This window comes from Streptomyces sp. NPDC026538 (assembly GCF_055567535.1).
In genome coordinates, this window is the sequence record NZ_JBVHQG010000003.1 from 555,693 (window position 1) to 577,831 (window position 22,139).

Sequence of the window (22,139 nt, forward strand, 5' to 3'; positions counted from 1 at the left end):
GACCGGGCCATGCCCAGGAAGAGTTGGCACGTCATGATCACATCCGCTCCGTCCGCGCTGCGCGTACGCGCGAGTGCCACGGCCCTGTTCCTCACCGCCGCGATGCTCCTCGGCGCCTCGGCGCCCCGGGCCGACGACCTGCCCGCGGCGCCGTCCCCCGACGACATCTGCCGCTCCCTGCACGTCGACGACGTGCCCGCCTCGTACGTCGTCCTCGTCGACACCTCCTCCTCGATGGAGGACCGCGGCCCCGACGGCGCCACCCAGTACGACACCGTGCGGAAACGGCTGCGGTCGTTCCTCGCGGGACTCGGGCCCTCGGACCAGGTGGCGCTGGTTTCCTTCGGGCGCTCCGTCGGCGTCGTCCACCCGCTGGGCCCGGCGGCCGGCGCGCGGGACGCGGTCGACGACCTGCCCGCGCGGGCCACGGAGACCGCGAGCGACCCCGGCAGCGCCCTGGAGACCGCCGCCGACCAACTGCGCGACAGCCGTACGCCGGTGGCGGCGGTGCTGCTGCTCACCGACGGCGCGATCAACGCCCCTGACAGCGCATACGCCAAGCTGGGCTCGCCGAGCTGGCGCAAGCTCGGCGAGCGCTACCGCGCGCTGGGCCAGGACCGCACGGTGGTCGGCTACGGACTGCCGCTCGCCGACGACACGCACGTCTCCGACATCCTGGGCGCGGTCGTCGCGACGCCGCGCATCCTCCCTGTCGGCGCGGCCGCCCTGGGAACACAGCTGAACAGCGCCAAGGACCGGGTGCGGACCGACAAGGCGGTCCGCACCCTGCGCGACGACGCCGGCGCGGGGGTGCGGCTGTCCCTGACCGACGGCACCTCCGGCACCGGCTCCGACGCGCTCGACCTCGGCACCGGCGACCGCGAAGGCGCACGGCGGCAGACGGTACGGCTCACCGTCACCTCCACCGCCCACCACGTGCCGCTCCGGGTCCGGCTGCGCACCCGAACCGACGGGGGCGGCCCGTCCGTGACGTCCGTCGGACTTCCGGACGAGGCCGTCACCCTCGCACCGGGTGCGCGGCGTACCTACCGCCTGACCCTGCTCTGGCGTCAGGACCCGCGGTCCGCCCTCGCCCCTTCCACCAAGCCCTTCGAGACGGGACTGGCCGTCTCCGCCGAGGTGACGTCGTCGTGGACGCCCACGGTCCACGGGGCACTGGGCTACCCCGGTTTCCGGCTCGCCGATCCCGCCACGGCACGGGTGCGGCTGCACGGCCAGGTGCCCGGCGAACCGCCCGTGTGGCTGTACCCGGTGCTGGTCGTGCTGGTGCTCGGCGGGGTGCTGGCGGGGTGGACGGCGTACCGACGGCGCAACCACCCGCTGTCCGGGACGCTCGTCATCACGGACCTGCGCTCGGGCGACCGGGTCCACCATCCCCTGGACGGGCGGCTGTTCGCGAAGGACGTCGAGGTCGCACAGGTACGCGCCCGGGTCAGGGTCCGCGGACGGGGCCCGGCCGGGCGCACGGTGCTGGCCGTGGAGTGCGTGCGGGAACCCGTACGCGCCAACGCCCCCCGCCTGGTCGACAGCGGGGAGTGCGAACTCGGCAAGTCCACCGTCCTGTGCGGGATCGGCTTCTCCCACACGTCCGACCGGTGACGGGAGCACAGGTGAACCCCTCCGCGCCCGCGGTCCCGCACCCGGGTCCCGCCCCGATCGTCGCCCTGGAGCGGTCCGACCCCGCCGAGGCCGCGGGGTTCCGGCTGCTGGGCCGGCTGGCCACCGGCGGCTTCGGCCACATCTACCTGGGCAGACGGGCGGTCGACCACGCCGTGGACCCGGGCGGCGACCCGTACACGCTGGCGGCCGTGAAACTGCTCAAACAGGAGTACTCCGGCAACACCCTGCACGTGCAGCGCTTCCGTCAGGAGAGCAAGGCGCTCCTGCGGGGGGCCGGCGCCCGCATCCCCGAACTGCTGTCCTTCGAGTTCGACGCGGGCAGGCCGCCCGCCATCGCCACCCGGTTCATCCCCGGGCCCGCCCTGTACCGGGTGATGGCGGTGCACGGCGGAGCGCTGCCGGCCGAGACCGGTTACGCGGTGGGAGCCGACCTGGTCGACACCCTGCTCGCGGCGCACGACCAGGGCGTGTGGCATCGAGACCTGCACCCGGGGAACGTCCTGCTGACGGCGGACGGGCCGTGGATCATCGACTTCGGTCTGACCCGGATCCGCGGCCAGCAGCTGACCCGGCCCCTCGACCAGGCCTTCGGCAATCCCCACTACTGCGCGCCGGAGCAGCTGGAGGGCCTGGCCGAGACGGACGCGGCCACCGACGTCTTCGGGATCGCGGCGATCCTGCTGTACGTGCTGACCGGGCACGCGCCCTACCCGGGACCGCGGACCGCCGCCGGACGGGCGGCGGATCTGTCCGGGCTTCCGCGGGACCAGGCCGCGCGGACGGTCGCCGCCTGTCTCGCCGAACGCGCCGGCGACCGGCCCGCGCTCGGCGAACTGCGCTCGGCGCTCGGCGAGCCCGGCGCTCTCACGCTGCCGGCCGGTGTCCGGCGGGCCCTGGACACACACCGCGCCCTGCTCACGGAGTTCCTGCGGGGCGCCGACAACGAGGCCGACCTCACCGTGCCGTTCCGGCCGGGCCGCCGCAGCTGGAGCAGACGGGTGGGGGAGTGGGCGCACGCCCTCGCGGCCGTCGGGGACGACACCGTGGCCACCGCCGACGGAGCGGGCCGGCTGCACTGGCTGCACCCGGGGACGGGCGCGGTGGAACGCACCGATGTCGGATTCCGGCCGCCGTTGCGGCTGTACGCGGGAGAGCGGGCGATCCTCGTCCAGGACGCCGCCGGACGGCTGGAGGCCTGGGACACCGTGTCCCGGACGCGCCGCTGGTCGGTGCCCGAACCGGAGGGCCGGGGCCCGGCTCCGGCGCTGCTGCACGGACGCAATGTCCTGCTCGGCGACGCCGGGGGAAGGGTGCACCACTTCGACGCCGACACCCGTCTCGTGTGGTGGCAGGGCGAGCCGTTGCCGGGCGCCACCGCGCTGGCCGCCGGCCGGCAGCGGGTGTACGCGCTCGTCGACCACGGACGGCGGTTGCACGCCCTCGACGACGAGGACGGCAGGGTCGCCTGGGCGGCGCCGGTCGCTCTGCAGGCGCCGGTGCGGGCGATGCCGCTGCCGGAGAGGGACGCGGTGTACCTCGCCGACACGCGGGGCGCGTTGTACTGCGTTGCGGCCGCCGACGGCGCGCTGCGCTGGCGGGTACCGCTGGGGGCGCCGGTCGTCGCCGCGCCGGTGCGGGTGGGCGACGCGGTGGTCGTCGGCGACACGGCCGGAGTGGTGCACGCCCGTGATCTCGCCACGGGAGCGGAGAGGTGGCGGAGCGCCGGCCCGGGAGGGGACGAGGTCTTCGCGCTGTGTGCCACCGGAACCGTCGTGGTGTGGGGCGGGTGGCAGGGGCGCCTGCATGTCGTCGACGGGCTCGAGGGCACCTCACTGCAGAGTTTCGACGTGCGCGGCCAGGTGCTCGCCGTGGTCGGTGCCCCCTCGCAGGAGGCCGTGTACGCGGCGACCGCGAGTGGCGAGGTGCACGGCGTACCGCTGTGACCGAGGGGGGAGCTCCGCGGCCGCCGCAGTGACGACGGACGAACTCCGCGACCGCTTCACCGAGTCGACCGGGCCGGCTCCTCGACGAACCCACGGGCCGTACGGGGCTCCCGTACAGGCCGGGGACGCAACCGATCTGTCGCGTGCGGGCCGTCGCACGGCCCGTCGCATGGGCGGGCGGGCCGGGGGTAATCGCATCGCGTGTCGCAGGCTCAAGTGAAGGGAGACCCCTGGTGCTGATGGCTCACCCCGCGGTGTTGAAGGACCTGGTCGCGCAGTACGAGACGCTGCGCGTGCTGCACGCCGAGAACGGCAGCCGCGCCACCCAGCGGCGGATGGACGACATCGCCTACACACTGTGCGTCGCGACCGGCACCCGGGACGTCGACTTCGCCCTCGTCGCCGCCCGCCACCAGCTTCCCGGCGCCCGCCCCCAGGACGACTCCGTACTCGGCGTCGGCTGACCTCACGCCTTCGCGGCCTCCGGTCACCCCTGGTCACCGACCAGGGGTGACCGGAGGCCGCGGTGAAGTGCATCGTCACGTAGGTCATCAGGCCTGGGAAAGGCCATTCGGGGCGGGCCCTGATCATGGATGGCCGGGCGCCACGAGGCGCGGGGTCAGCGGCGCAGCATCATGACGACAACGACGATGACAATGATCACGACGATGGTACCCAGACCTATGTACACGAGTTTCTCCTTCTTCAGGGGGGCGGCACTCATCGGTGCCGCAGAAACCGGGTGCCCCCGTCAACGCTTTTCAGCCTTCAGACTTCTTCGGCATGTTCGACGGAAGGGCCCGGGGCCGGCGGAAGAACGCGGGCCGCGTGTCGTCACAGCCACATCCGTGTCCGCCACCGCAACACCGAACCCAGAGGGAACACGCGTCGACGCTCTCCCGTCCGCGAGATATCCGACCCAGGGCGCTCTTCTGGAAAACGCACGAGATGACAGCCCCGGTACGTAAATTCCGTTGATCGACGGGACGGTGGCTCGCTCTGTCCCGCTGGCCCGTCAGTGCCGCCCTACGCCGCCGGGTGGGAGGTGGTCACCGCGATGCCGGCAGCACGCCTCGAGGGCCGAAGAGGTTTTCAGGATTTTCTGCCGTGTTGATGTGTGGGGTTTCGGATCATGGGCACCCACTGTTTTGACAGAGCGTATCCGAATATCGCAGAGCCGCTGATCTGCTGCGTGCTTTCGGCTGTTCAGCGTGAAATCTCTGTCGTGAAATGTCTGTCGTGAAGTCTCTATGAGGGAGTAGTTTTATGAGTGACAACATCTGGGGCTACCAGCCGACTTCCGGCTACACCACCGGAATCGACCTGATCGGGTACAAGGTCGAAGCCACGGACGGCGCCATCGGCAAGGTCGACAAGCACTCGGACGACGTCAACTCCTCGTATCTGGTGGTCGACACCGGCGTCTGGATCTTCGGCAAGCACGTTCTGCTGCCGGCCGGCACCGTGCGCACCGTCGACCAGGCCGAACGGAAGATCTTCGTCGACCTCACCAAGGACGAGATCAAGAACTCGCCGGAGTTCGACAAGGACAAGCACGTGGGCGACGCGGGCTACCACGAGCAGGTGGGCAGCTACTACACGGACCAGCGCCGCATCTGACCCCTCGCCCGAACCCGCTCGGCGGGGGCCGACCGCGGAACACCGCGGTCGGCCCCCGCATTTGCGTGCGGCCGCCGTGTTGTCGCCGTCGCCGTCGCCGTCGTCGTCGTCGGCGAGGCGGACCGGCTGTGGGCGCCGGGGCTGCTACCAGGCGAGGGCGTCCCTCGCGTTGTCCTGCCAGTAGGTGACGGTGGCGGCGCTGTTGAAGAAGACACCGGCCTTCGGCAGCTTCAGGGTCTTCTCCTTGTTGATCGCGTTGCCCTTCCGGTCGGCGAAGAACACGCCCAAAGTCTTCTCCTTGGCTCCGCCTTCGCCTTCGGGGGAGGACGTCGTGATGCCCGCGTACGCGGACTGGCCGGGGTCGAGCGTCACCACGGCCTGCGGCGTGGTCTCCTCGGCCCACGGCAGCGGGGCCTGGGCGTCGGCGCCGGCCCTCAGGTAGGGGGCGATGTAGGCGTAGCAGGGCTTGGTACCGGTGTTGGTGGCCTTGAGCAGCAGGTGGTTGATCGGGCGGGACACCTCGGTGACGGTCAGCTTGGTGTTCGCCGTGGTGCAGGTGACGACCGACGTGGCCTTCTTGGTGGCGGCGGAGGCGGCCTGTTCGGTGGCCTGGAAGCCGACGAGGGCGAGGGCGGCGGCGACGACCATGGAGGAGGCGGCCGCGCGGGAGACGAGACGAGTGGCGATACGCATGAGTGAGCTGCTTTCTCGGAATATACGGAATGCGAACTTCCGGTTGTGGACTGTGCCGGACGGACCTGTCTTGGTGTGCTGCGTGTGGTGTGCGTGGGCGCGCCGGAAGTGCGGGCCGTGAACGCGGGGTTGAGCGAGGACGAGCCCCGTCCGGTGGGCGCCGTTCTCGATGACCGAAGCCTGTGCCCTGCGGCGTCCCGACCGCCATTCCCCTCGGGGGTTTCGGGACGCTGGAATGCCCATACCGGCGCTGAGCTGCAGAAACGCGGTCTCCCTGGAATGCCGAATGGAATGGCGGACCGTGCGGCCGGCTGACGAGACGGCTGGCTTTGACGTCGGCTTCCACGTCGGGTTCGGCGCCGGCTCCGGTGTTGGCTTCGGTGTTGGCTCCGCCATCGGCTCCGGCTTGGGCGCGGCTCCGTTTCCGGGACGGCAGGCCCTAATGTGATCCCCGTGAGGCAGGCAGGCGCTGGGAAGGATGATCGGCGATGACGCCCCTGAGCACCGGGGACCCGGAGTCCATAGGCGGCTACACCCTCCTCGGACGGCTCGGGACGGGCGGCATGGGAGTCGTCTATCTGGGAGTCTCCGCCTCGGGACGGCAGGTCGCGGTCAAGCTCGTACACGGTCCGTACGCCCAGGAAGAGGAGTTCCGCACGCGCTTCCGGCAGGAGATCGCGGCGGCGCGCAGAGTGAGCGGCGCCTTCACCGCGCCGGTCGTGGACGCCGACCCGGACGCCGACCGGCCGTGGATGGCGACGCTCTACGTGCCGGGGTTCAACCTCGCCGAAGTCGTGGAGAAGGACGGCCCGTTGAGCCGGCCGGAACTGCGCGCGCTGGGGCTGGGGCTCACCGAGGCGCTGCGCGACATCCACCGGGCGGGCCTGGTGCACCGGGACCTCAAACCGCGCAACGTCCTGATGACCGAGGACGGGCCACGCGTCATCGACTTCGGCATATCGCGCGCTTCCGACAACCAGAACCTCACCACGACCGGGCGGATGATCGGCACCCCGCCCTTCATGTCCCCGGAACAACTGGCCTCGCCCCGGGACGTCACCCCGGCCTCGGACGTGTTCTCGCTGGGGTCGCTGCTGGTGTTCGCGGCCGTCGGCACGGGACCGTTCGACGCCGACAGCCCGTACATAACCGGCTATCAGGTGGTGCACGGGACCCCTGACCTCGCCGGCGTGCCGGAAGCGTTCCTGGGCCTCGTCGAGCGCTGCCTGGACAAGGACCCGGCCGCACGGCCGGAACTGACGGACATCCACCGCATGCTCCAGGCGCTGCCGGAATCCGACGCCGCCGAGTCCCCGGGGGGCCGGGCCGCGGAACCACGCGTCCGCACCGCTCCTCGCAGCGCGGCCACCGCCTCCACGGGCGCCGCGGCCGGCACCGGCACCGGGAAGCGACGCCGGGCCCGGATACTGCTCACCGGCCTCGGCGCGGCGCTGGCCGTCGCGGGGCTGGCCGTCGGGGTGGGCGCCTTCGTCTCCGATCCGGACACCGCCGCCTCCCGGACCTCCGCCACGGACGCCACCGCCCGTCCCGCGTCACTGCCCGCCGGCTGGCGGCCGTGGCAGAAGGAACTGCGGTACGACGTGAAGGGTGTTCCTCTCGACTACGACAGCCCCGGATGCGTGGCGGCGGGAAGCGCCCTGTTCTGCGGCGGTACGGGTTTCACGGCCGCCAGGATCGACGCGGCCTCCGGCCGCACCCTGTGGCGGACCGGTACCCGCCCTCAGGGGGCGCAGCCGATCGGAGTCCGCGACGGGCTGGTCTATGTGTACGAGGATCCGGACGACAGGACCCGGCGCGTGGTGGCCCTCGACGCCACTACCGGGCACCGGCGGTGGCAACGCGACATCAACAAGTCCGAGGCCGCGGTCCTCTACGACGGCGGGCTGCTGACCCTGTCCCCCGACTACTCGTCGTTCGTGGCCTACGGGCCTTCCGGCAGGGAACTGTGGCAGGCGCCCTCGCTGGACGAGTACTGCACTCCGTCGGCGCTGGGAGGCGTCCCCTACGCCCTGTGCTCGGAGGGCACCGAGCCCGGCAACGCCCCGGTCGAGCTGATGAAGCTCGGACCCGGCAGCCTGACCTCGACCGCCACCCTGCCCAAGAAGGCGGAAGCGCTCGGCGCGGTCGGCGGACAGCCCCTGTTCCTCGCCCCCCAGACCGCCAAGGACGTGTACGAAGCCGGGTACGAGCGGCCGTACAACGCACTGCTGCGGGTGGTTCTGGAAACCGGGCAGGTCAGACGGACACCGCTGGCACATCCGCTGACCGGCGCGGCCACCCTGGTGGACGGCGTCGTCTACTTCGTCCGGTCCGACGGGTCGGTCACCGCGGTGTCGGCGGACAGCGGCAGGCAACTCTGGCACAAGGTGACGGACGTGGAGAGCCTGTCCGCGCCCGCGGTGTCGCCGACGTACCGGCGGGTCTACTTCTCCAACCGCTTCGGCCGTCTGCTGGCACTGGACAGCCGCACCGGAGCGGAGATCTGGCGCACCTCCGCGCTGGACGACCCCGGGGACAAGGCGCAGGGCTATCCGCCGCGAGTGCTGTTCGTCAAGGACGCGATCGTGGCGATGGCCGGTGACACGGCCTTCTCCCGGAGCCCGGCCGGACCCGGCTGAGGAGCCCGGACGGACCCGGCTGACGGACATCCCTCCCGGCAGGCATCTCCGGCCGCGTACATCCTCGGGGGACGGGTACTCGATGAGCCGCGAAGGTTACCCACTGGAGGAATCATGATCGCTCTCGGTGTCATTCTGCTCATCGTCGGATTCCTCACGGGAATCGGCATCCTCTGGACGATAGGAATCGTCCTGCTGGTCATCGGTCTCATCCTGTGGGTCCTGGGTTCCGTGGGCCACGCGGTGGGCGGTCGCCGCCACTACTGGTGACATACGCACCGCACCTCCGGTGCGCTCCTCGCGCCTGGGCCGGGACCGGGCCGTCGCGGCGGGCACCAGCCCGGAGCGCACGCGGCCCGGGCACACCACGGGCCGGAGGACACGGGCCGGAAGACACCGGCGTCCGGTCTGTCTTCCGGCCCGTACCGTCCCCGGCGTCGCCTTCCGCCCCCGGGTGCGGCACCCGCCGCCCGTACAGGGCGACCCTGGGCGGACGAACCGGGCCGACGGCGAGAGCCTGTGACGAAAAGAGCAAAGGACGACCTCAGGAAGAGTTCTATGGTCACCCCGCTGAAGAACCGGGCATCGGACGAACGGGAACCCGCGGCGCCGCTGCGCTACAGCGCCGCCTGGGGCAGGACGGACACATCGATCGCCGACGCGAGAGCGGCCGTACGCGTGCTGCTGGCGCGGGTTGGCCACCACCCCCAGCACCGGCCGAGCCAGGACGCCCAACTCGTCGTCAGTGAACTGGTCACCAACGCGCTGCGGCACGCACCCGGCCCGGTAGGCCTGGCGTTGGAGGTGTCACCCGACGCCGCGCTGTTGCGTATCACCGTGAGCGACAGTTCCCCTCGCCCGCCCGAACTGCGCGCACCCGACGCCGGCCGTGTCGGCGGACACGGCCTGTACCTGGTCACCCGGCTCTGCGGCCGGCTGCACACCGTCGCACGGGACACCGGCAAACAGGTCGTCGCTCACCTCCGGCTGCGCAAGCCCGCCACCCCTTGGGTATGACGGGCCCGCCACCCCCAGGTATCAGCAGGTGAGCATGCCCTCGCGCAGGCGGGCGAGGGTGCGGGACAGGAGCCGGGAGACGTGCATCTGCGAGACACCGAGGCGTTCGCCGATCTGGGCCTGGGTGAGTTCCTCCACGAACCGCATGTGGATGATCTGCCGGTCACGGTCGTCGAGTTCGGCGATCAGCGGGGCCAGGGTCTGGAAGTCCTCCACCAGTTCCAGCGCGGTGTCCTCGGCGCCGATGAAGTCCTGCAGTGCGCTTTCGCCCTCCTCGCCGGCGTTGATCGTGGCGTCCAGGGAGGAGGAGTTGTAGCCGTTGGCGGCCAGACGGGCCTCGCGCACCTCCTCCTCGGGCAGGCTCATCAGGTCCGAGAGTTCCCTGACCGTGGGGGTACGGCCGAGGCGGCTGCGGAGTTCCTCGGTGGCGCGGGCGAGTTGGACACGGGCTTCCTGGAGCCGGCGCGGGACGTGCACGGCCCAGGAGGTGTCGCGGAAGAAGCGCTTGATCTCGCCGACGATGTAGGGGATCGCGAAAGAGGTGAACTCGGCCTCCCGGGAGAGGTCGAAGCGGTCGATCGCCTTGATCAGGCCGATCATGCCGACCTGGACGATGTCCTCCATCTCCTCCGGCCCGCGGCTGCGGAACCGGCCGGCCGCGAAGCGGACCAGGGACATGTTCATCTCGATCAGCGTGTTGCGGGCGTACTGGTACTCGGGCGTGCCCTCCTCGACCACCGCCAGCTGGTCGAAGAACAGCTTCGACAACTCCCGCGCGTCCTTCGGCGCGACCTTGGAAGGGTCCGCTATCTCCGGAACTTCCACCGTCCGCCCGGCGGTCTGCAAGGTCGTCGTCGGCATGATGCGCCCTCCCAGTCGAATCGCCCTTGTCCTCGCCGGGTCGTCGCCCGGCAAGCACGCGTCTACCCTGGCCGCCGACAGGTATTCCTGGCACTTTTTCCCTGGGCGGCAGCCATGTGGGACAGCCGGGCGCCGGGTGTTCTCAGCCGTCCGGGATGGCCTCGTCGTTCGGGGGCATCCGGTAGGGCATGGCTACTGGATCGGCAACGGCAGGCGGACGCGGGCAGGCTCAACGTGCCGCGAACAGCAAAGCGGTCGCGGCGGCGGCGCGTGCGGGCTTCGTCGCCCGCGGGGTCATCTACGCACTGATCGGTGTTCTCTCCCTGCGGATCGCCTTCTCCGGCGGGGGCCAGCAGGCAGACCGGGGCGGCGCGATCGCCGAGATCGCCCAGAAGCCCTTCGGTGCCGTACTGCTGTGGCTGCTCGGCATCGCCCTGGCCGGGATGGCCCTGTGGCGGCTGTCCGAGGCCGCCTTCGGGCAGGCGGGTCCCGACGGCGGAAAGCCGGGCAAGAGGGCGGCGGCCGCGGGCCGTTTCGTCTTCTACGGATTCGTCGCCTACTCGGTGCTCTCCTACGCCGCCGGGGACAAGGGCAGCGGCAGCGGCAGTTCCGACAAGAACTCCCAGGACGTCACGGCGAGGGCGTTGGACTGGCCCGGCGGTCAGTGGATCGTCGGTGTCGCGGGTGCCGCGGTGACCGCTGCCGGCATCTGGATCGCCGTCCGGGCCGTGAGGCGCAAGTTCGAGAAGCACCTCAGGATGTCGGAGATGTCGGAGAAGACGCGTAAAGTCGTCTCCTTCCTCGGGGTGTTCGGCGGTGTGGCCCGGGGCATCGTCTTCGCCACCGCGGGCGGCTTCGCCATCGCCGCGGCCGTCCAGCACGAGCCCGGCAAGGCCAAGGGCATGGACAACACCCTGCGTACGTTCGCCGACACCCCCGCGGGCCCCTGGCTGCTGGCGCTGATAGCGGTCGGCCTCATGGCCTTCGGGGTCTTCTCCTGGGCCAACGCGCGCTGGCGCAGGGTCTGACGGGCGGTGGACGCGGCAGCCGCCCGGCGGGGAGGCCCGGGTGTGCCGCGGGTCAGAACCGCGGGGCCGGTGCCCCCGCGGCGATCACGATGAACTGGGCGTAGGAATCGGCGTTCATGAGGGCGCGGCGGCCCATGGAGTACCAGTTCGGCTGGCGGTTGGAGTCGTTGTTCTCACCGCTGTAGCCGGAGGGGTCCCGCAGGGCGCGCTTGGCGAGCGTGGCCGCGTCGCTCGCCGCCGCCGCGTCGGGGTCGACGGCGGCCATCCCGGCGTTGAAGTCCTCCTCCTGCAACTCCGAGGCGCGCGGGCTGTACTGGTAGTCCAGCGTGCCGGCGAACCGGTGCGTCGCCTCGTGGACGATGTACCAGGCGTTCTGGCCCTCGTCCGTGAGGTTGATGGGGCCGCTGCGGCCGGTGTCCAGGGTCGGGAGTTCCTCGCTCTTCTGCTGGTCCGGGTTGGTCACGCGGCTGTACACGTCGTACCAGCTGGAGCCGACCCAGCCGGCCACTCCGCGGGGGACGTTGCCTTCGCCCACCAGGGCGATCTCCGCCCCCTGGGCGTTCAGTCCCGCCTGGATGCGCCGCACGACCTCGACGATCCGCGGCAGGAAGGCGGCGACCTGCCCGGGTGTCGCGGCCCGGAACGCCGGGAAGCCCGACTGGAGTGCCGTCAGCAGCTGACCGCCCGGCGTGTCTCCCGCCGCCGTCAGCAGGGCGAGGGCCGTCGCGATGGCCTGCTTCGCCTCGACCAGGGCCCGGCGGGTCCGGGACTCGCGCTGCGGGTACTCCCGCTCCGGGATGGTGCCCTTCTTGGAGAACCTCGCGTTCGCGCTGCTGTGCACCTGGTGGGTCGCGTCGTCGTAGACGTCCCCGTGTCGCGGGGTGCCCTGGATGTTGATGCCCAGCTGGGTGGCGGTGCGGACGTCGTTCGGGTTGCTCCTGTCGCGCCAGCGGGTCTCCTGGCCCGAGCGGGGGTCGCTGAAACTGGCGGCCTGGTCGAACTCCCAGACCGCGCGCTGGACCGCCGCCGTGCCGCCGTGCGGGCCGCCGTCCCGTACCTCGGCCGTCCCGGCGTCCGGGACCCGCTGGGCCGTCCGCTCCGCGCCCGCGTCCTGGGCGACCGCGCGCTGCGCCACGGCCGACGGCGCGGTGGCCGCGCCCGCCGTGAAGGCGGCGCCGTCGGCGACGGCCGCGCGCTCCGAGCCCTGTCCCGGGTCGGTCACGGTGACACCGGCGCCGTTGTCGTTGCCCGTCTCGCGGATTCCCCGGAGGTTCTTGTCGAGGTGGCTGGTCTCGTGGGCGAGGATCTCGGTGTCGCCGACGGCCGACGAGCCGAGGAAGATGTGGCTCCCGATCGTCATGGCCCGCGCGCCCAGCGCCGCGGTGGCGCGCTGGGCGGTCGCGTTGTCGTGGACGCGGCCCACGGAGAGGGCGTCGTTGCCGTAGAACGACTTCGCCTTGGTGAGGAAGGGGCCCGGGAGCGGGCTGCTCGGCGTGGCCATCGCGGCGTCGATGAGGCTGCGTTGGTCCCCCGGCTGGGTCTCCTCGGCACCGTCGTGCCGGTGGCCGTGCGGGGCCTCCCGGCGCTGGACGGCCGGGTCCACGTGCTCGCATCCCGGGCCGTGCCGGTGCCGCTCCTGCTCGACCATGCGGGCCACCGCGGTGTTGCCCGCCGTCTGCTGGAGGTCCAGCATCCGCTGGACCAGCGGACTGGGCCGGATCACACGCTGGGCGGCGGCCCGTTCGTCCGACGACCGGTCCCGCTCTTCCCGCGCGTGCATGACGTTCCCTTCGCCCCGTACTGCTGCCTGTCCATCCTTACCGGAGCCCCGCCGTCGCCCACAGGTCCGCGAGGGCAGTTCCCGGGGCAGCCATGAGGGACGGTACGACGGTACGTCCGGGTTCCCGGACACCGGTGCGGGCGGGAGCGGACCCGGCGTCCGGCCGTCGCCGGGGCCGCTCCTCCCGACCCATAGGTCATGCACAGGTAAAATGCTACGATCCGGCCACTCGCCTGGGGGGGTGTCCGAACGTCGTAGGTGCCGCACGTCCATGACGTGGGGCTCGGTGGCGTGCGCGCGCATGTCTCCGAGGCTTTGTCCACCATCCCTGGAGAGGTCCTGCATGGGCAGACGTGCGCTCGTACGAGGCGCCACCGCCACCGCTGTTTCCTTCGCGCTCGCCCTCGGGCTCGGCCCGCTCACGGTCGGCAGTGCGCAGGGGGAGCCGGTCACCGGAGAGGTGGTCGTGCCGGCCACCACGGCCATGGTTCCCCGGACGGGCCTGCTGAGCGCGGGGCCCTCGGGGTTCCTCCGGTACGAGGAGGGGCGGGGGCAGCTGTGGACGACGTACGACGGTGTCGACACGGTCGTCGACGCGTCGGGCACGGACGCGTACGGCGTCACGAGTGCCGGCGCCGGCTCGGACGTCGTCGCCCGCTACGACAGCTCCGCCAGGACCGTGACGCTGCGGGACATGACGTCCGGTCAGGTCGGTACGGTCGCGCTCCCCGACGGGTACGCGTACTTCAGCACGCTCGGGTCGACGGTCGTCACGACGGCGGGAACCCCGGGCACCGACTCCGTGTGGCATCTGCTGGACGCGCGGGCCGACGGCTCCGTCTCGGACCGCACGGTGGAAGGCGTCCCCTCCGGCGTCTACCTGTGGACCGCCGCGGGGCTGGGCGACGCGCGCGGGCAGGTCGTGCGGTACCGCAAGGGCGACGACACGGTCACCGGGTGGCTCGACGTCGAGCAGGGGCGCTTCACCGCCCTGCCGTACGACGTGCTGCCGTGGTACGACCAGGTCGCTCTCAGCCCGACTCATCTGGTGTGGTGCTACGACGGCGTCCTGCACATCGCCTCCCGCCAGGACCCGGCCGCCGCCGTGCGGACCGTGCCGGTCGGCGACATCACGCAGGTGCTGGGCCTGGTCGGCGACAACGTCATCGTGTCCCGGTACGACTCCTCCCTGGGCAGCCGCGACACCAGCCGCGCGGTCTCCCGGGTCGAGGCCGTCCCCCTCGACGGCTCTACGCCGCGGACGCTGCTGGCCCGGACGGCACGGCAGGCCATGCCGGCTCCGGACGGCGGTCTCCTGGTCGCGGGCGGCGCCGACACGGACCACTGGGGCGTCTCCCTCGTCGAGGCCGCCACGGGCGGCGGGGTCACCATACGCAGGATCGCGGACGCCTACCCCCGGCGGACCGCCCACACGGTTTCCCAGCTGACCCTCTCCCAGGGGCGGTTGACCACTGTGGAGCAGGACCCCGTGAGTGACTGGTCGTATCTCCACACCAGGGAGACCGGCGTGGCCGGCTCCCCGACGGCGGGGGCACGCACCACCCGCGGCCGTATCACGCTGGAGGACTTCGCGGGCGGCCGCCCGGGTCTCCTCGAAACCGGCGACGGCCGGACGGTCATCTCCGGCTACGGCACGAGCGCCGCCCAGCAGCCCCAGCTCCTCGATGCCGGCCGCTCGCTGCCCGGCACCCGGATCGACAGCTCCCGCAGCTATCGGACCGCGACCGCCGCGAACGGCCGTTTCGCCGCCCTGACCAGGCCGTACGACAGCAAGGGAGTGGCCGAGACCCGGGTCGTCGACCTCGACTCCGGGCGCACGGTGTACACGACGACGGACAGCGTGCGGGCGATCTGGGGCACCACCGTGTGGGTGATGTCCGGCAACGACACCGTGGTCCCCTACGACCTGCTGACCGGGAAGCAGGGCGAGCCGGTGTGGTTCGGGCGCGGCTGCCTGCTGAACGACTTCCAGGCGGTCGGCCGGTGGCTGCTCTGGAACTGCGTGCTCGGCTCGGAGGGCCAGGGCGTCTACGACACCGTCACCAAGCGGAACCTGACGCTCGCGGGCTCCGACTGGGAACAGGCGCAGCTCGGTGACGGCTTCGTCGCGACCGTCGAGGCCGGGCAGCTCAAGGTGATCGACGTCCGCGACGGGACGGCCGTGTCGCACACCGCCGGGACGTTCGAGGGGAACGCCTGGGACGTCGACCCCTACACCGGCGTGATCGCCCAGCTCCGTTCCGACAACAGCGTCCGGCTGACCGCGAGCGACGTCCCCGTCTCCGCCCTCGCGCAACGCGACGCCACCGTCGCCGCCTCGGTGGACGTCAAGGGCGGCGCCGCGCAGTGGAGTCCGAAGTGGTGGCTGAACAAGCCCGCGGCCTCCTGGCAACTGGTGATCGGCAACAGGGCCGCTACGACGGTGCGCACGCTCTCCGGCGGTCCGGCGCGCGGTGTGGTCACCCCGCCGTGGAACGGCAAGGACGGCTCCGGCCGGCTGGTCCCCAACGGCGCCTACACCTGGAAGCTGACCGTCACCCCCGCGGACGGGCAGGGCACGGCGCTGACGAGGACGGGCACGGTCAAGGTCACCGGGGCCGCCGCGGCCCGCCGCGACTTCGTCGGGTCGGACGGCTTCGGCGAGTTGCTGACGCTGAACGGCTCGGGCGGGCTGTCGTACCAGTACGGGACGGGGAAGGGGACGTTCACCGGTAAGCGGACGGGCTCCGGGTGGCCGACCACGGTGAAGGCGGTGCCCTTCGGCGACCTGAGCGGAGACCGCTGCAACGACGTGCTCGTGCGGTCGAGCAGCGGTACGTTGCGCGCCTACCGGCCCGCGTGCGGGGCGGCGGTGACGCCGTCCACCGCGTACACCTCGCTGGGCACGGGCTGGAACCAGTACGACGTGCTGACCTCGCCGGGCGACGTCAGCGGGGACGGCCGGCCCGACCTGATCGCCCGCCAGGCCTCCACCGGGGACATCTACCTCTACAAGGCGACGAGCACGGGCAAGCTCTCCGCCCGGGTGAGGATCGCCTCCAAGTGGACGGGCTACAAGAAGATCCTGGGCGCGGGAGACCTCGACGGCGACGGTTACGGGGACCTGCTGGTCCAGGACAGGTCCAACGAGCTGTGGCGCTACGACTCCACCGCGCCCGGCAAGTTCCAGAGCCGCGTCAAGGTCTTCGACAACTGGGGTTCGTCGTACAACGTGATCGTGGGCGCCGGCGACATCACCGGTGACGGCAGAGCCGACCTCGTCTCCCGTGACACCTCCGGCACCCTCTGGCGCAACAACGGCAACGGCAAGGGCTCCTTCGGCGCCCGCACGAAGATCGCCACCGGCTGGCAGGGCTACAAGGGGGTGTTCTGAGCCGGCGGAAGAACCGCGGGGCGGCCGACCCTCACCTTGGTGAACCTCGGGTCGGGGCCCCGGGAGCCGCGCCCGGCACTCACGTCGACCGTCGTGGTGCCGGGCGCTCACTCGGTGGTGTGAACTTCGTCCCGTATATCCCCGGCGGGCGCCGAAGTTGAGATTTTCGGGGTGTTGTGCCCGGCCTGGACTCCGCGCACATGTCGCTCTGGCTGCTCAACCACTTCAGCACCCTCACGCTGGCCGTCGTCATGCGCAAACTGAGGGTCCAGATCCTGTTCGTCGCCTCGGTCGCCGGGCTCGTCGGCTTCAGCCTGCTCCTGGTCTTCGTCCTGGACCGCCCCTTCGCCGGCGACCTCAGCGTCAGCCCCACCCCGTATCGGGAAGGGGCCCTCGCCCGGTACTGGACCCGGTGAGCCGAGGCCACGACTGAGGCCGGGCCTCAGCTGGTGAAGGTGAAGTACTTCCAGGCGCCGTACGTCGTCGTGTTCACGCTGTCGCCCGAGCCGCTGACGTACGAGTCGCGGACCCGGAAGCGGTAGCCCTTGGGCGGGGTGCCCGTGAGCTTGACGGCGGACCTGCCCGCGGAGTCGAGCTTGAAGTACTCCTTGGCCGTGGTCTGCCAGACGCCCTCGGCGTAGATCTGGATCTGCAGCAGCTGCTTGCGGCCCGGGTACGGCGTCATCGTGGTCGTGACGAGCGGGTCCTTGGACTGGTGGAAGTAGTAGTACGTGTGCTTCCACGTGTACTTGGTCCTGTAGTGGCCGCTGAGTGCCGTGGAGACCTTGACCCGGGCGCCGGCCGTGCTCGTCGCCGTCCCCGGCGCGTAGCGGGCGTCGCCCGTGAACTTCGCCGTGAGCCTGGTCTTCCGCTTCAGGGTGAGGGCGACCGAGAGGTTGCCGCTGGAGTTGACCTTGCCGGACTTCACCAGGGTGTTGGGCTTGTCGGAGCCGTACGGGTCGGCCCAGATCTCGACCGTGCGGTTCTTGTAGGTCGTGCCGAGGTGCGCTGTGAACGTGACGGACTTGGCGTAGTCGTACACCTTGCCGTTGTTGTTCAGCGTCAGCGTGGGCGTGGCGCGCGAGACGCTGACGGTGTCCGAGGCCTTCGCCGCGGTGTGCGTGGCGTCACCGGCATACGTCACCGTGTACTTCACCGTGCCGCCGGCCGGCGGGGTGTCCGTGAAGGAGTACGCGCCGCCCGTGCCCAGGTACCTGGTGCCCAGGGACTTGCCGTTCGGCGACTCCAGGTCGGTGCGGGTGACCTGCAGCGGGGTGCCCGCGGGCAGCGCCAGGTTCGCGGTGAGCTTGCCCTTGACGGTGAGGGACTTGGCGCGGGTGGCCTTCGCCGGGGCGGCCGCCGTCAGGGTGGGGGCGTACATGCGGGGCGCGTCGACGGTCTGGAACCGCATGGCGTCGGCGGACCCGGTCAGCACGAACAGCCGCGAGCCGTCGGCCGACCAGATGGTGGAGTGGCCGCCCGGCATCCAGTCGCGCGACAGGTTGCGGACGCTGGCCGGCTGGGCCGGGTCGGTGCTGAAGACATACGTGTCGCCGACGTCGTCGGTGTCGAGGACGGTGGCCGCGAGCGTGCCGTCCGGGGCGATGCTGACCGTCTCCGGTACCGAGACGGTCGGGAAGGTGCGCACCTCGGACAGGTCGGAGAGACGGTACTCGGTGAGCGCCCGTGTCCCGGGTCCGGCGACGACCACGTTCTGGCCGTCCGGGGTGAGGGCCGCGTCGTTGAAGAAACCGTTTTTCTCGGCGGAGACGCGGATCACCGGGGTGCCGGAGGAGATGTCGTAGACGACCATCGGGCCGGAGCTGATGCCCGCGTCCAGCGCGAGCAGCGTGCCCGGGTTTTCGGGGTCGGCGTAGAGCACGGGCGGGCTGGAGAAGTCGTGACCGGCCGCCAGGTCCAGGGTCACCGTGGGCGTCTCGGCGCTCAGGTCGACCTCGCCGAGCCCGGAGTCCCACTGGTCGCCGTAACCGAACCACAGCCGGCCGTCGGCGTAGGCGAGGTGGGAGGGGACCGTCTTGTCCCCCGTCGGGTACTCGGCGCTCTGCGTGAGCTGCGCGGTGTCGATGGCGACGATCTTGTCGGCGCCGTGGACCGCGGCCCACAGCGTGTCGGAGTCCGGGCTCAGCTCCAGGTCACGGACCTCGGACAGGCCGGTGAGCTTGGTGACGACCTTGCCGGTGAAGTCGGTGACGACGATCTGGTTGTCGTAGCTGTCGCTGATGAACACCCGCTGGTGGACGCCGTCCACCACGGTGTCGTTCACGCCCCAGACCGGCAGGGACGTGCTGGAGTCGGCGGACGCCGGTGCGGTGAGCACCACCGAGCTGAACAGGGACGCCAGAGCCACGGTGGCCGCTGCGGCCGGAAGAGTGCGCAGACGCACGGTGTCGAACCCCCCGGAACGAAATGCGAGTGAGTGCCACCCGTGCGTCCGGTGTACGAACCATGAGCCGCGCGTGGCGAGTAAGCGAAGGGTAAGTGATGGTGCGGGGCGGCACAGTACAGGGGTCGCGGAAACCCGGGGTACGGGAGCGGCAGCGCCCCCCCGGACCCGATCGCGCGCGGGCACCCGCGGAGCGCGCAGTGGTGCCTGCCGCCGTACGGCAGGCGCGGCCGCTCTCCGTCCGGGACTTGCCGCGACGCGGTGGGAGCCCTTGGATGATCTGGTCCGGGGGGCGCTGCCGCTCCCGGACCACGGAACGGACGAGGAGTTGTCGGTGACCAGCGACAAGCGCACAGGACCGCCCGCCTTCGGAAGCGAACGCGACATGCTGCGGGCCTTTCTCGACTACCACCGGGCCACCCTCGCCATGAAGTGCGAAGGGCTCACCGACGAGGAGTTGCGGCAGCAGTCGATGCCGCCGTCCACGCTCTCGCTGCTCGGTCTGGTGCGGCACATGGCGGAAGTGGAACGGGCCTGGTTCCGGCGGGTGTTCGAGGACAACGACGCGCCCATGGTCTGGTCCGACGAGATCGACTTCCAGGCGGCGTACGACGCGAGCGCGTCGACCCGGGTCGAGGCGTTCACGGCCTGGGAGGCCGAGGTGGAGACCTCGCGCCGCATCGAGCGTGCCGCCGGCTCCCTGGACCGGGCCGGATACCAGCCCAGGTGGCAGGAGGAGGTGTCGCTCCGGAAGGTGATGACCCACGTCCTCCTGGAATATGGCCGCCACAACGGCCACGCGGACTTCCTGCGGGAGGGCATCGACGGGTCCGTGGGGGCCTGAACGCCCGGGCCGCTCGCGTCGGGCGCCGGTACACCAGCCAGGTGCCTAGACGATGTCGAGGCAGTCGAGGAACGGTGTCGCGGTGGCGGGGTCTCCCGTGATGCGGCAGTGGTCGCGCCAGGGTTTCCGGGTGGTGGCCCAGGCGATGAAGTCGAGTGCCGTGCTGCGGATCCGGGTCGTCGCGTCCGCGCCCGGAGCCACGGTCAGCTGCCCGTCCGGCCCGGTCGCGGGGAGGACGGTGACCGTGGTGGCGCCCGGACCGGTGAGGTCCAGGACGAGGGGGCCGCTGACGGTGGCGGTGAGTTCGGGGCCCTGCATCTGGGGAAGTCCGGCGAGCATGAAGTCGACGGCGGGGGCGACCAGTTCGTCGGTCGGTTCCGGCAGGGTGAAGGGGAGCGGGCCGTCGGGGGCGAGCATGTCGTTGCGCAGATGGCAGAAGACGTTGAAGGCCATGGTGTTCGCCAGGAGGTGGCGCGGATACGTGCCGAGCCCGGCCACCTCGACCGGCTCGTCGGCGGCGGGCGGCTCCTGGGCCGTTTCCAGGAGGTCCAGCTGCCGCGGGGTGCTGCGCCGCCACTCGTCCAGGACATCGGTGTGGCTCCAGCCCCGGCGTTGGTCGACGCGCAGGTCGTGGTAGCGCTCGCGGTTCTTCGGCAGCGACGGGTCGGGCGGCGGCGGGTTCACCGCCTCGGAGGCGAGGGCCGCGAGGTGGGCCATCATGTCGATGACCCGCCAGCCGGCGCATGCCGAGGGCAGCTCCCACTGCTCGTCGTCCGTCCGGGAGACGATCTCCGCCAGGTCCGCCGTGCAGGTACGCGCGGCGGCGATGCCGGTACGGGTCATGGTTCCTTCCTCTGGGGTTCCGGACGGGGTGTCAGGCGTCCTGGCCGATCCAGACGGTCTTCGCGTTCATGAACTCCCGCATGCCGAGGTCGGACAACTCGCGTCCGTAGCCGCTCCGTTTGAGGCCGCCGAAGGGGATCTCGGGGTAGCTGGTCGTGTTGCCGTTGATGAAGGCCATGCCCGACTGCACGTCGCGGACGAACAGCTCGCGTTCGGCATGGTCCTCGCTCCACAGGTTCGAACCGAGGCCGTAGGGGTGCCCGTTGGCCTCCCGCAGGGCCTCTTCCAGGGACGCGACCGTCCACACCTGGGCCACGGGGCCGAAGACCTCCTCGTGGTACATCCGCATCTCCGGGGTGATGTCGGTCAGCACGGTGGGCGGGTAGAACCAGCCCGGCCCGTCCGGGAGCCGGCCGCCGAGCAGCACCGTCGCGCCCTTGCTGACGGCGTCGTCGACGTAGGCCGCCACGTCCTGCCGGCCGGACTCGGTGGCCAGCGGGCCGACGTCGGTGCTCTCGTCCATCGGGTCGCCGACCGCCAGCGCGCCCATCTTCGCCACGAACATCTCGATGAACGCCTCACCGATGTCCTGGTGGACGAAGAACCGCTTGCCGTTGATGCAGGACTGCCCGTTGTTCAGGGTCCGCGCCTTGACGGCGACCTCGGTGGCCCGGTCCAGGTTCGTGGAGGGCATGACGATGAACGGGTCGGAGCCGCCGAGTTCGAGGACCACCTTCTTGATCTCGTCGCCGGCGATGGTCGCCACCGACCGTCCCGCCAGCTCGCTGCCGGTCAGCGTCGCGGCCGCCACCCGCGGGTCCCGCAGCACCTGCTCCACCCGCCCTGAGGAGATCAGCAGCGTCTGGAACACGTCGTCGGGGAAGCCCGCGTCACGGAAGAGCTCCTCCAGGTACAGGGCGCACTGCGGCACGTTCGAGGCGTGTTTGAGCAGGCCCACGTTCCCCGCCATCAGGGCGGGCGCCGCGAACCGCATGGCCTGCCACAGGGGCAGGTTCCACGGCATCACCGCGAGCACCACACCGATCGGCTGGTACGTCACGAACGTCTGCTTCGCCTGTACGCGTTCGGCGTCACCGTTCAGGTCCCGCAGGAACCCGGGGCCTTCGGCGGCGTAGAAGTGCAGCCCGTGCACGCACTTGGCCACCTCCTGCTCCGCCGCGCGGAAGGTCTTGCCCATCTCCTGGGTGATCATTTGGCTGACGCTCTCGACCTCCTTCTCCAGGCGTTCGGCCGCGTGCTGCAGCCATCCCGCCCGTTCCTCGATGCTCGTCAGCCGGTACGAGGCGGCCGCGGCCGCCGCCCGGGCGAGCTTGTCCTCCAGTTCCTCAGGGGTCAGTTCGTCGAACGTCCTGAGGACCTCACCTGTCACCGGACTCGTCGTTGCGATAGCCATGTCTGCCCCAGGGCGTCA

Annotated in this window: 17 protein-coding genes; 11 read left to right on the forward strand and 6 right to left on the reverse strand. The window is 71.3% G+C overall.

Translation table 11 applies throughout. The features are described 5' to 3' along the window. Positions 1 to 33 precede the first annotated feature (33 nt). The 4 genes from ACZ4N4_RS15635 to ACZ4N4_RS15650 all read left to right on the forward strand — a co-directional run bounded on the left by ACZ4N4_RS15635 (position 34) and on the right by ACZ4N4_RS15650 (position 5,204). Positions 34 to 1,620: a VWA domain-containing protein gene (locus ACZ4N4_RS15635; RefSeq protein ID WP_467588646.1), complete on the forward strand. Its 1,587-nt coding sequence runs from the start codon at positions 34 to 36 to the stop codon at positions 1,618 to 1,620. Between the two features lie 11 nt (positions 1,621 to 1,631). Then, the gene (locus ACZ4N4_RS15640) at positions 1,632 to 3,584 is read left to right on the forward strand and encodes an outer membrane protein assembly factor BamB family protein (RefSeq protein WP_467588648.1); all 1,953 of its coding nucleotides are present in this window, start codon (positions 1,632 to 1,634) and stop codon (positions 3,582 to 3,584) included. A gap of 233 nt (positions 3,585 to 3,817) precedes the next feature. Then, positions 3,818 to 4,048, forward strand: coding sequence for a DUF5133 domain-containing protein (locus tag ACZ4N4_RS15645; protein ID WP_453578007.1), 231 nt, complete (start codon positions 3,818 to 3,820; stop codon positions 4,046 to 4,048). A gap of 802 nt (positions 4,049 to 4,850) precedes the next feature. Then, on the forward strand, positions 4,851 to 5,204 hold the full coding sequence (locus ACZ4N4_RS15650) for a ribosome maturation factor RimM (protein WP_453578010.1): 354 nt from the start codon (positions 4,851 to 4,853) through the stop codon (positions 5,202 to 5,204). Between the two features lie 144 nt (positions 5,205 to 5,348). Here the strand turns inward: ACZ4N4_RS15650 and ACZ4N4_RS15655 are convergent, their stop codons facing one another. Then, positions 5,349 to 5,897 carry a DUF4232 domain-containing protein gene (locus ACZ4N4_RS15655; RefSeq protein WP_467588651.1) on the reverse strand — a complete coding sequence of 183 codons (549 nt, stop codon included), beginning with the start codon at positions 5,895 to 5,897 and terminating at the stop codon, positions 5,349 to 5,351. 488 nt (positions 5,898 to 6,385) lie between these two features. On the opposite strand from ACZ4N4_RS15655, the gene ACZ4N4_RS15660 reads away from it, so the two are divergent. From ACZ4N4_RS15660 to ACZ4N4_RS15670, 3 genes are all read left to right on the forward strand, one after another. Beyond that, a complete protein-coding gene (locus tag ACZ4N4_RS15660; protein WP_467588654.1) occupies positions 6,386 to 8,536 on the forward strand; it encodes a protein kinase domain-containing protein in 2,151 nt (716 codons plus the stop codon). A gap of 114 nt (positions 8,537 to 8,650) precedes the next feature. Then, positions 8,651 to 8,806, forward strand: coding sequence for a DUF6131 family protein (locus tag ACZ4N4_RS15665; protein ID WP_404168753.1), 156 nt, complete (start codon positions 8,651 to 8,653; stop codon positions 8,804 to 8,806). A gap of 288 nt (positions 8,807 to 9,094) precedes the next feature. Beyond that, a complete protein-coding gene (locus ACZ4N4_RS15670; RefSeq protein ID WP_453578018.1) occupies positions 9,095 to 9,553 on the forward strand; it encodes an ATP-binding protein in 459 nt (152 codons plus the stop codon). Positions 9,554 to 9,574: 21 nt separating this feature from the next. Here the strand turns inward: ACZ4N4_RS15670 and ACZ4N4_RS15675 are convergent, their stop codons facing one another. Beyond that, positions 9,575 to 10,414 carry an RNA polymerase sigma factor SigF gene (locus tag ACZ4N4_RS15675; protein WP_453578021.1) on the reverse strand — a complete coding sequence of 280 codons (840 nt, stop codon included), beginning with the start codon at positions 10,412 to 10,414 and terminating at the stop codon, positions 9,575 to 9,577. 188 nt (positions 10,415 to 10,602) lie between these two features. On the opposite strand from ACZ4N4_RS15675, the gene ACZ4N4_RS15680 reads away from it, so the two are divergent. Further along, the gene (locus ACZ4N4_RS15680; protein ID WP_467588657.1) at positions 10,603 to 11,442 is read left to right on the forward strand and encodes a DUF1206 domain-containing protein; all 840 of its coding nucleotides are present in this window, start codon (positions 10,603 to 10,605) and stop codon (positions 11,440 to 11,442) included. A 52-nt stretch (positions 11,443 to 11,494) separates the two neighbouring features. On the opposite strand, the gene ACZ4N4_RS15685 is transcribed toward ACZ4N4_RS15680, so the two are convergent. Continuing rightward, entirely contained in the window at positions 11,495 to 13,222 is a 1,728-nt protein-coding gene (locus ACZ4N4_RS15685; RefSeq protein WP_467588660.1) for an eCIS core domain-containing protein, read from the reverse strand. Positions 13,223 to 13,565: 343 nt separating this feature from the next. On the opposite strand from ACZ4N4_RS15685, the gene ACZ4N4_RS15690 reads away from it, so the two are divergent. Both ACZ4N4_RS15690 and ACZ4N4_RS15695 read left to right on the forward strand, forming a co-directional pair. Beyond that, positions 13,566 to 16,616 (forward strand): FG-GAP-like repeat-containing protein, encoded by a 3,051-nt coding sequence (locus ACZ4N4_RS15690; protein ID WP_467588662.1) that lies wholly within the window; start codon positions 13,566 to 13,568, stop codon positions 16,614 to 16,616. 200 nt (positions 16,617 to 16,816) lie between these two features. Further along, positions 16,817 to 17,032 carry a bestrophin-like domain gene (locus ACZ4N4_RS15695; RefSeq protein ID WP_467588664.1) on the forward strand — a complete coding sequence of 72 codons (216 nt, stop codon included), beginning with the start codon at positions 16,817 to 16,819 and terminating at the stop codon, positions 17,030 to 17,032. Between the two features lie 26 nt (positions 17,033 to 17,058). Here ACZ4N4_RS15695 and ACZ4N4_RS15700 read toward each other — a convergent pair whose 3' ends face one another. After that, a complete protein-coding gene (locus ACZ4N4_RS15700; RefSeq protein ID WP_467588667.1) occupies positions 17,059 to 19,020 on the reverse strand; it encodes a YncE family protein in 1,962 nt (653 codons plus the stop codon). Positions 19,021 to 19,354: 334 nt separating this feature from the next. Here ACZ4N4_RS15700 and ACZ4N4_RS15705 point away from each other — a divergent pair, with 334 nt between their 5' ends. Continuing rightward, positions 19,355 to 19,864, forward strand: a complete 510-nt coding sequence (locus tag ACZ4N4_RS15705) for a DinB family protein (RefSeq protein WP_467589127.1) — start codon at positions 19,355 to 19,357, stop codon at positions 19,862 to 19,864. 45 nt (positions 19,865 to 19,909) lie between these two features. On the opposite strand, the gene ACZ4N4_RS15710 is transcribed toward ACZ4N4_RS15705, so the two are convergent. Both ACZ4N4_RS15710 and ACZ4N4_RS15715 read right to left on the reverse strand, forming a co-directional pair. Beyond that, complete coding sequence (locus tag ACZ4N4_RS15710) at positions 19,910 to 20,707, reverse strand: maleylpyruvate isomerase family mycothiol-dependent enzyme (RefSeq protein ID WP_467588670.1); 798 nt, start codon at positions 20,705 to 20,707, stop codon at positions 19,910 to 19,912. Positions 20,708 to 20,738: 31 nt separating this feature from the next. Next, a complete protein-coding gene (locus tag ACZ4N4_RS15715; RefSeq protein WP_467588673.1) occupies positions 20,739 to 22,121 on the reverse strand; it encodes an NADP-dependent succinic semialdehyde dehydrogenase in 1,383 nt (460 codons plus the stop codon). Positions 22,122 to 22,139 lie beyond the last annotated feature (18 nt).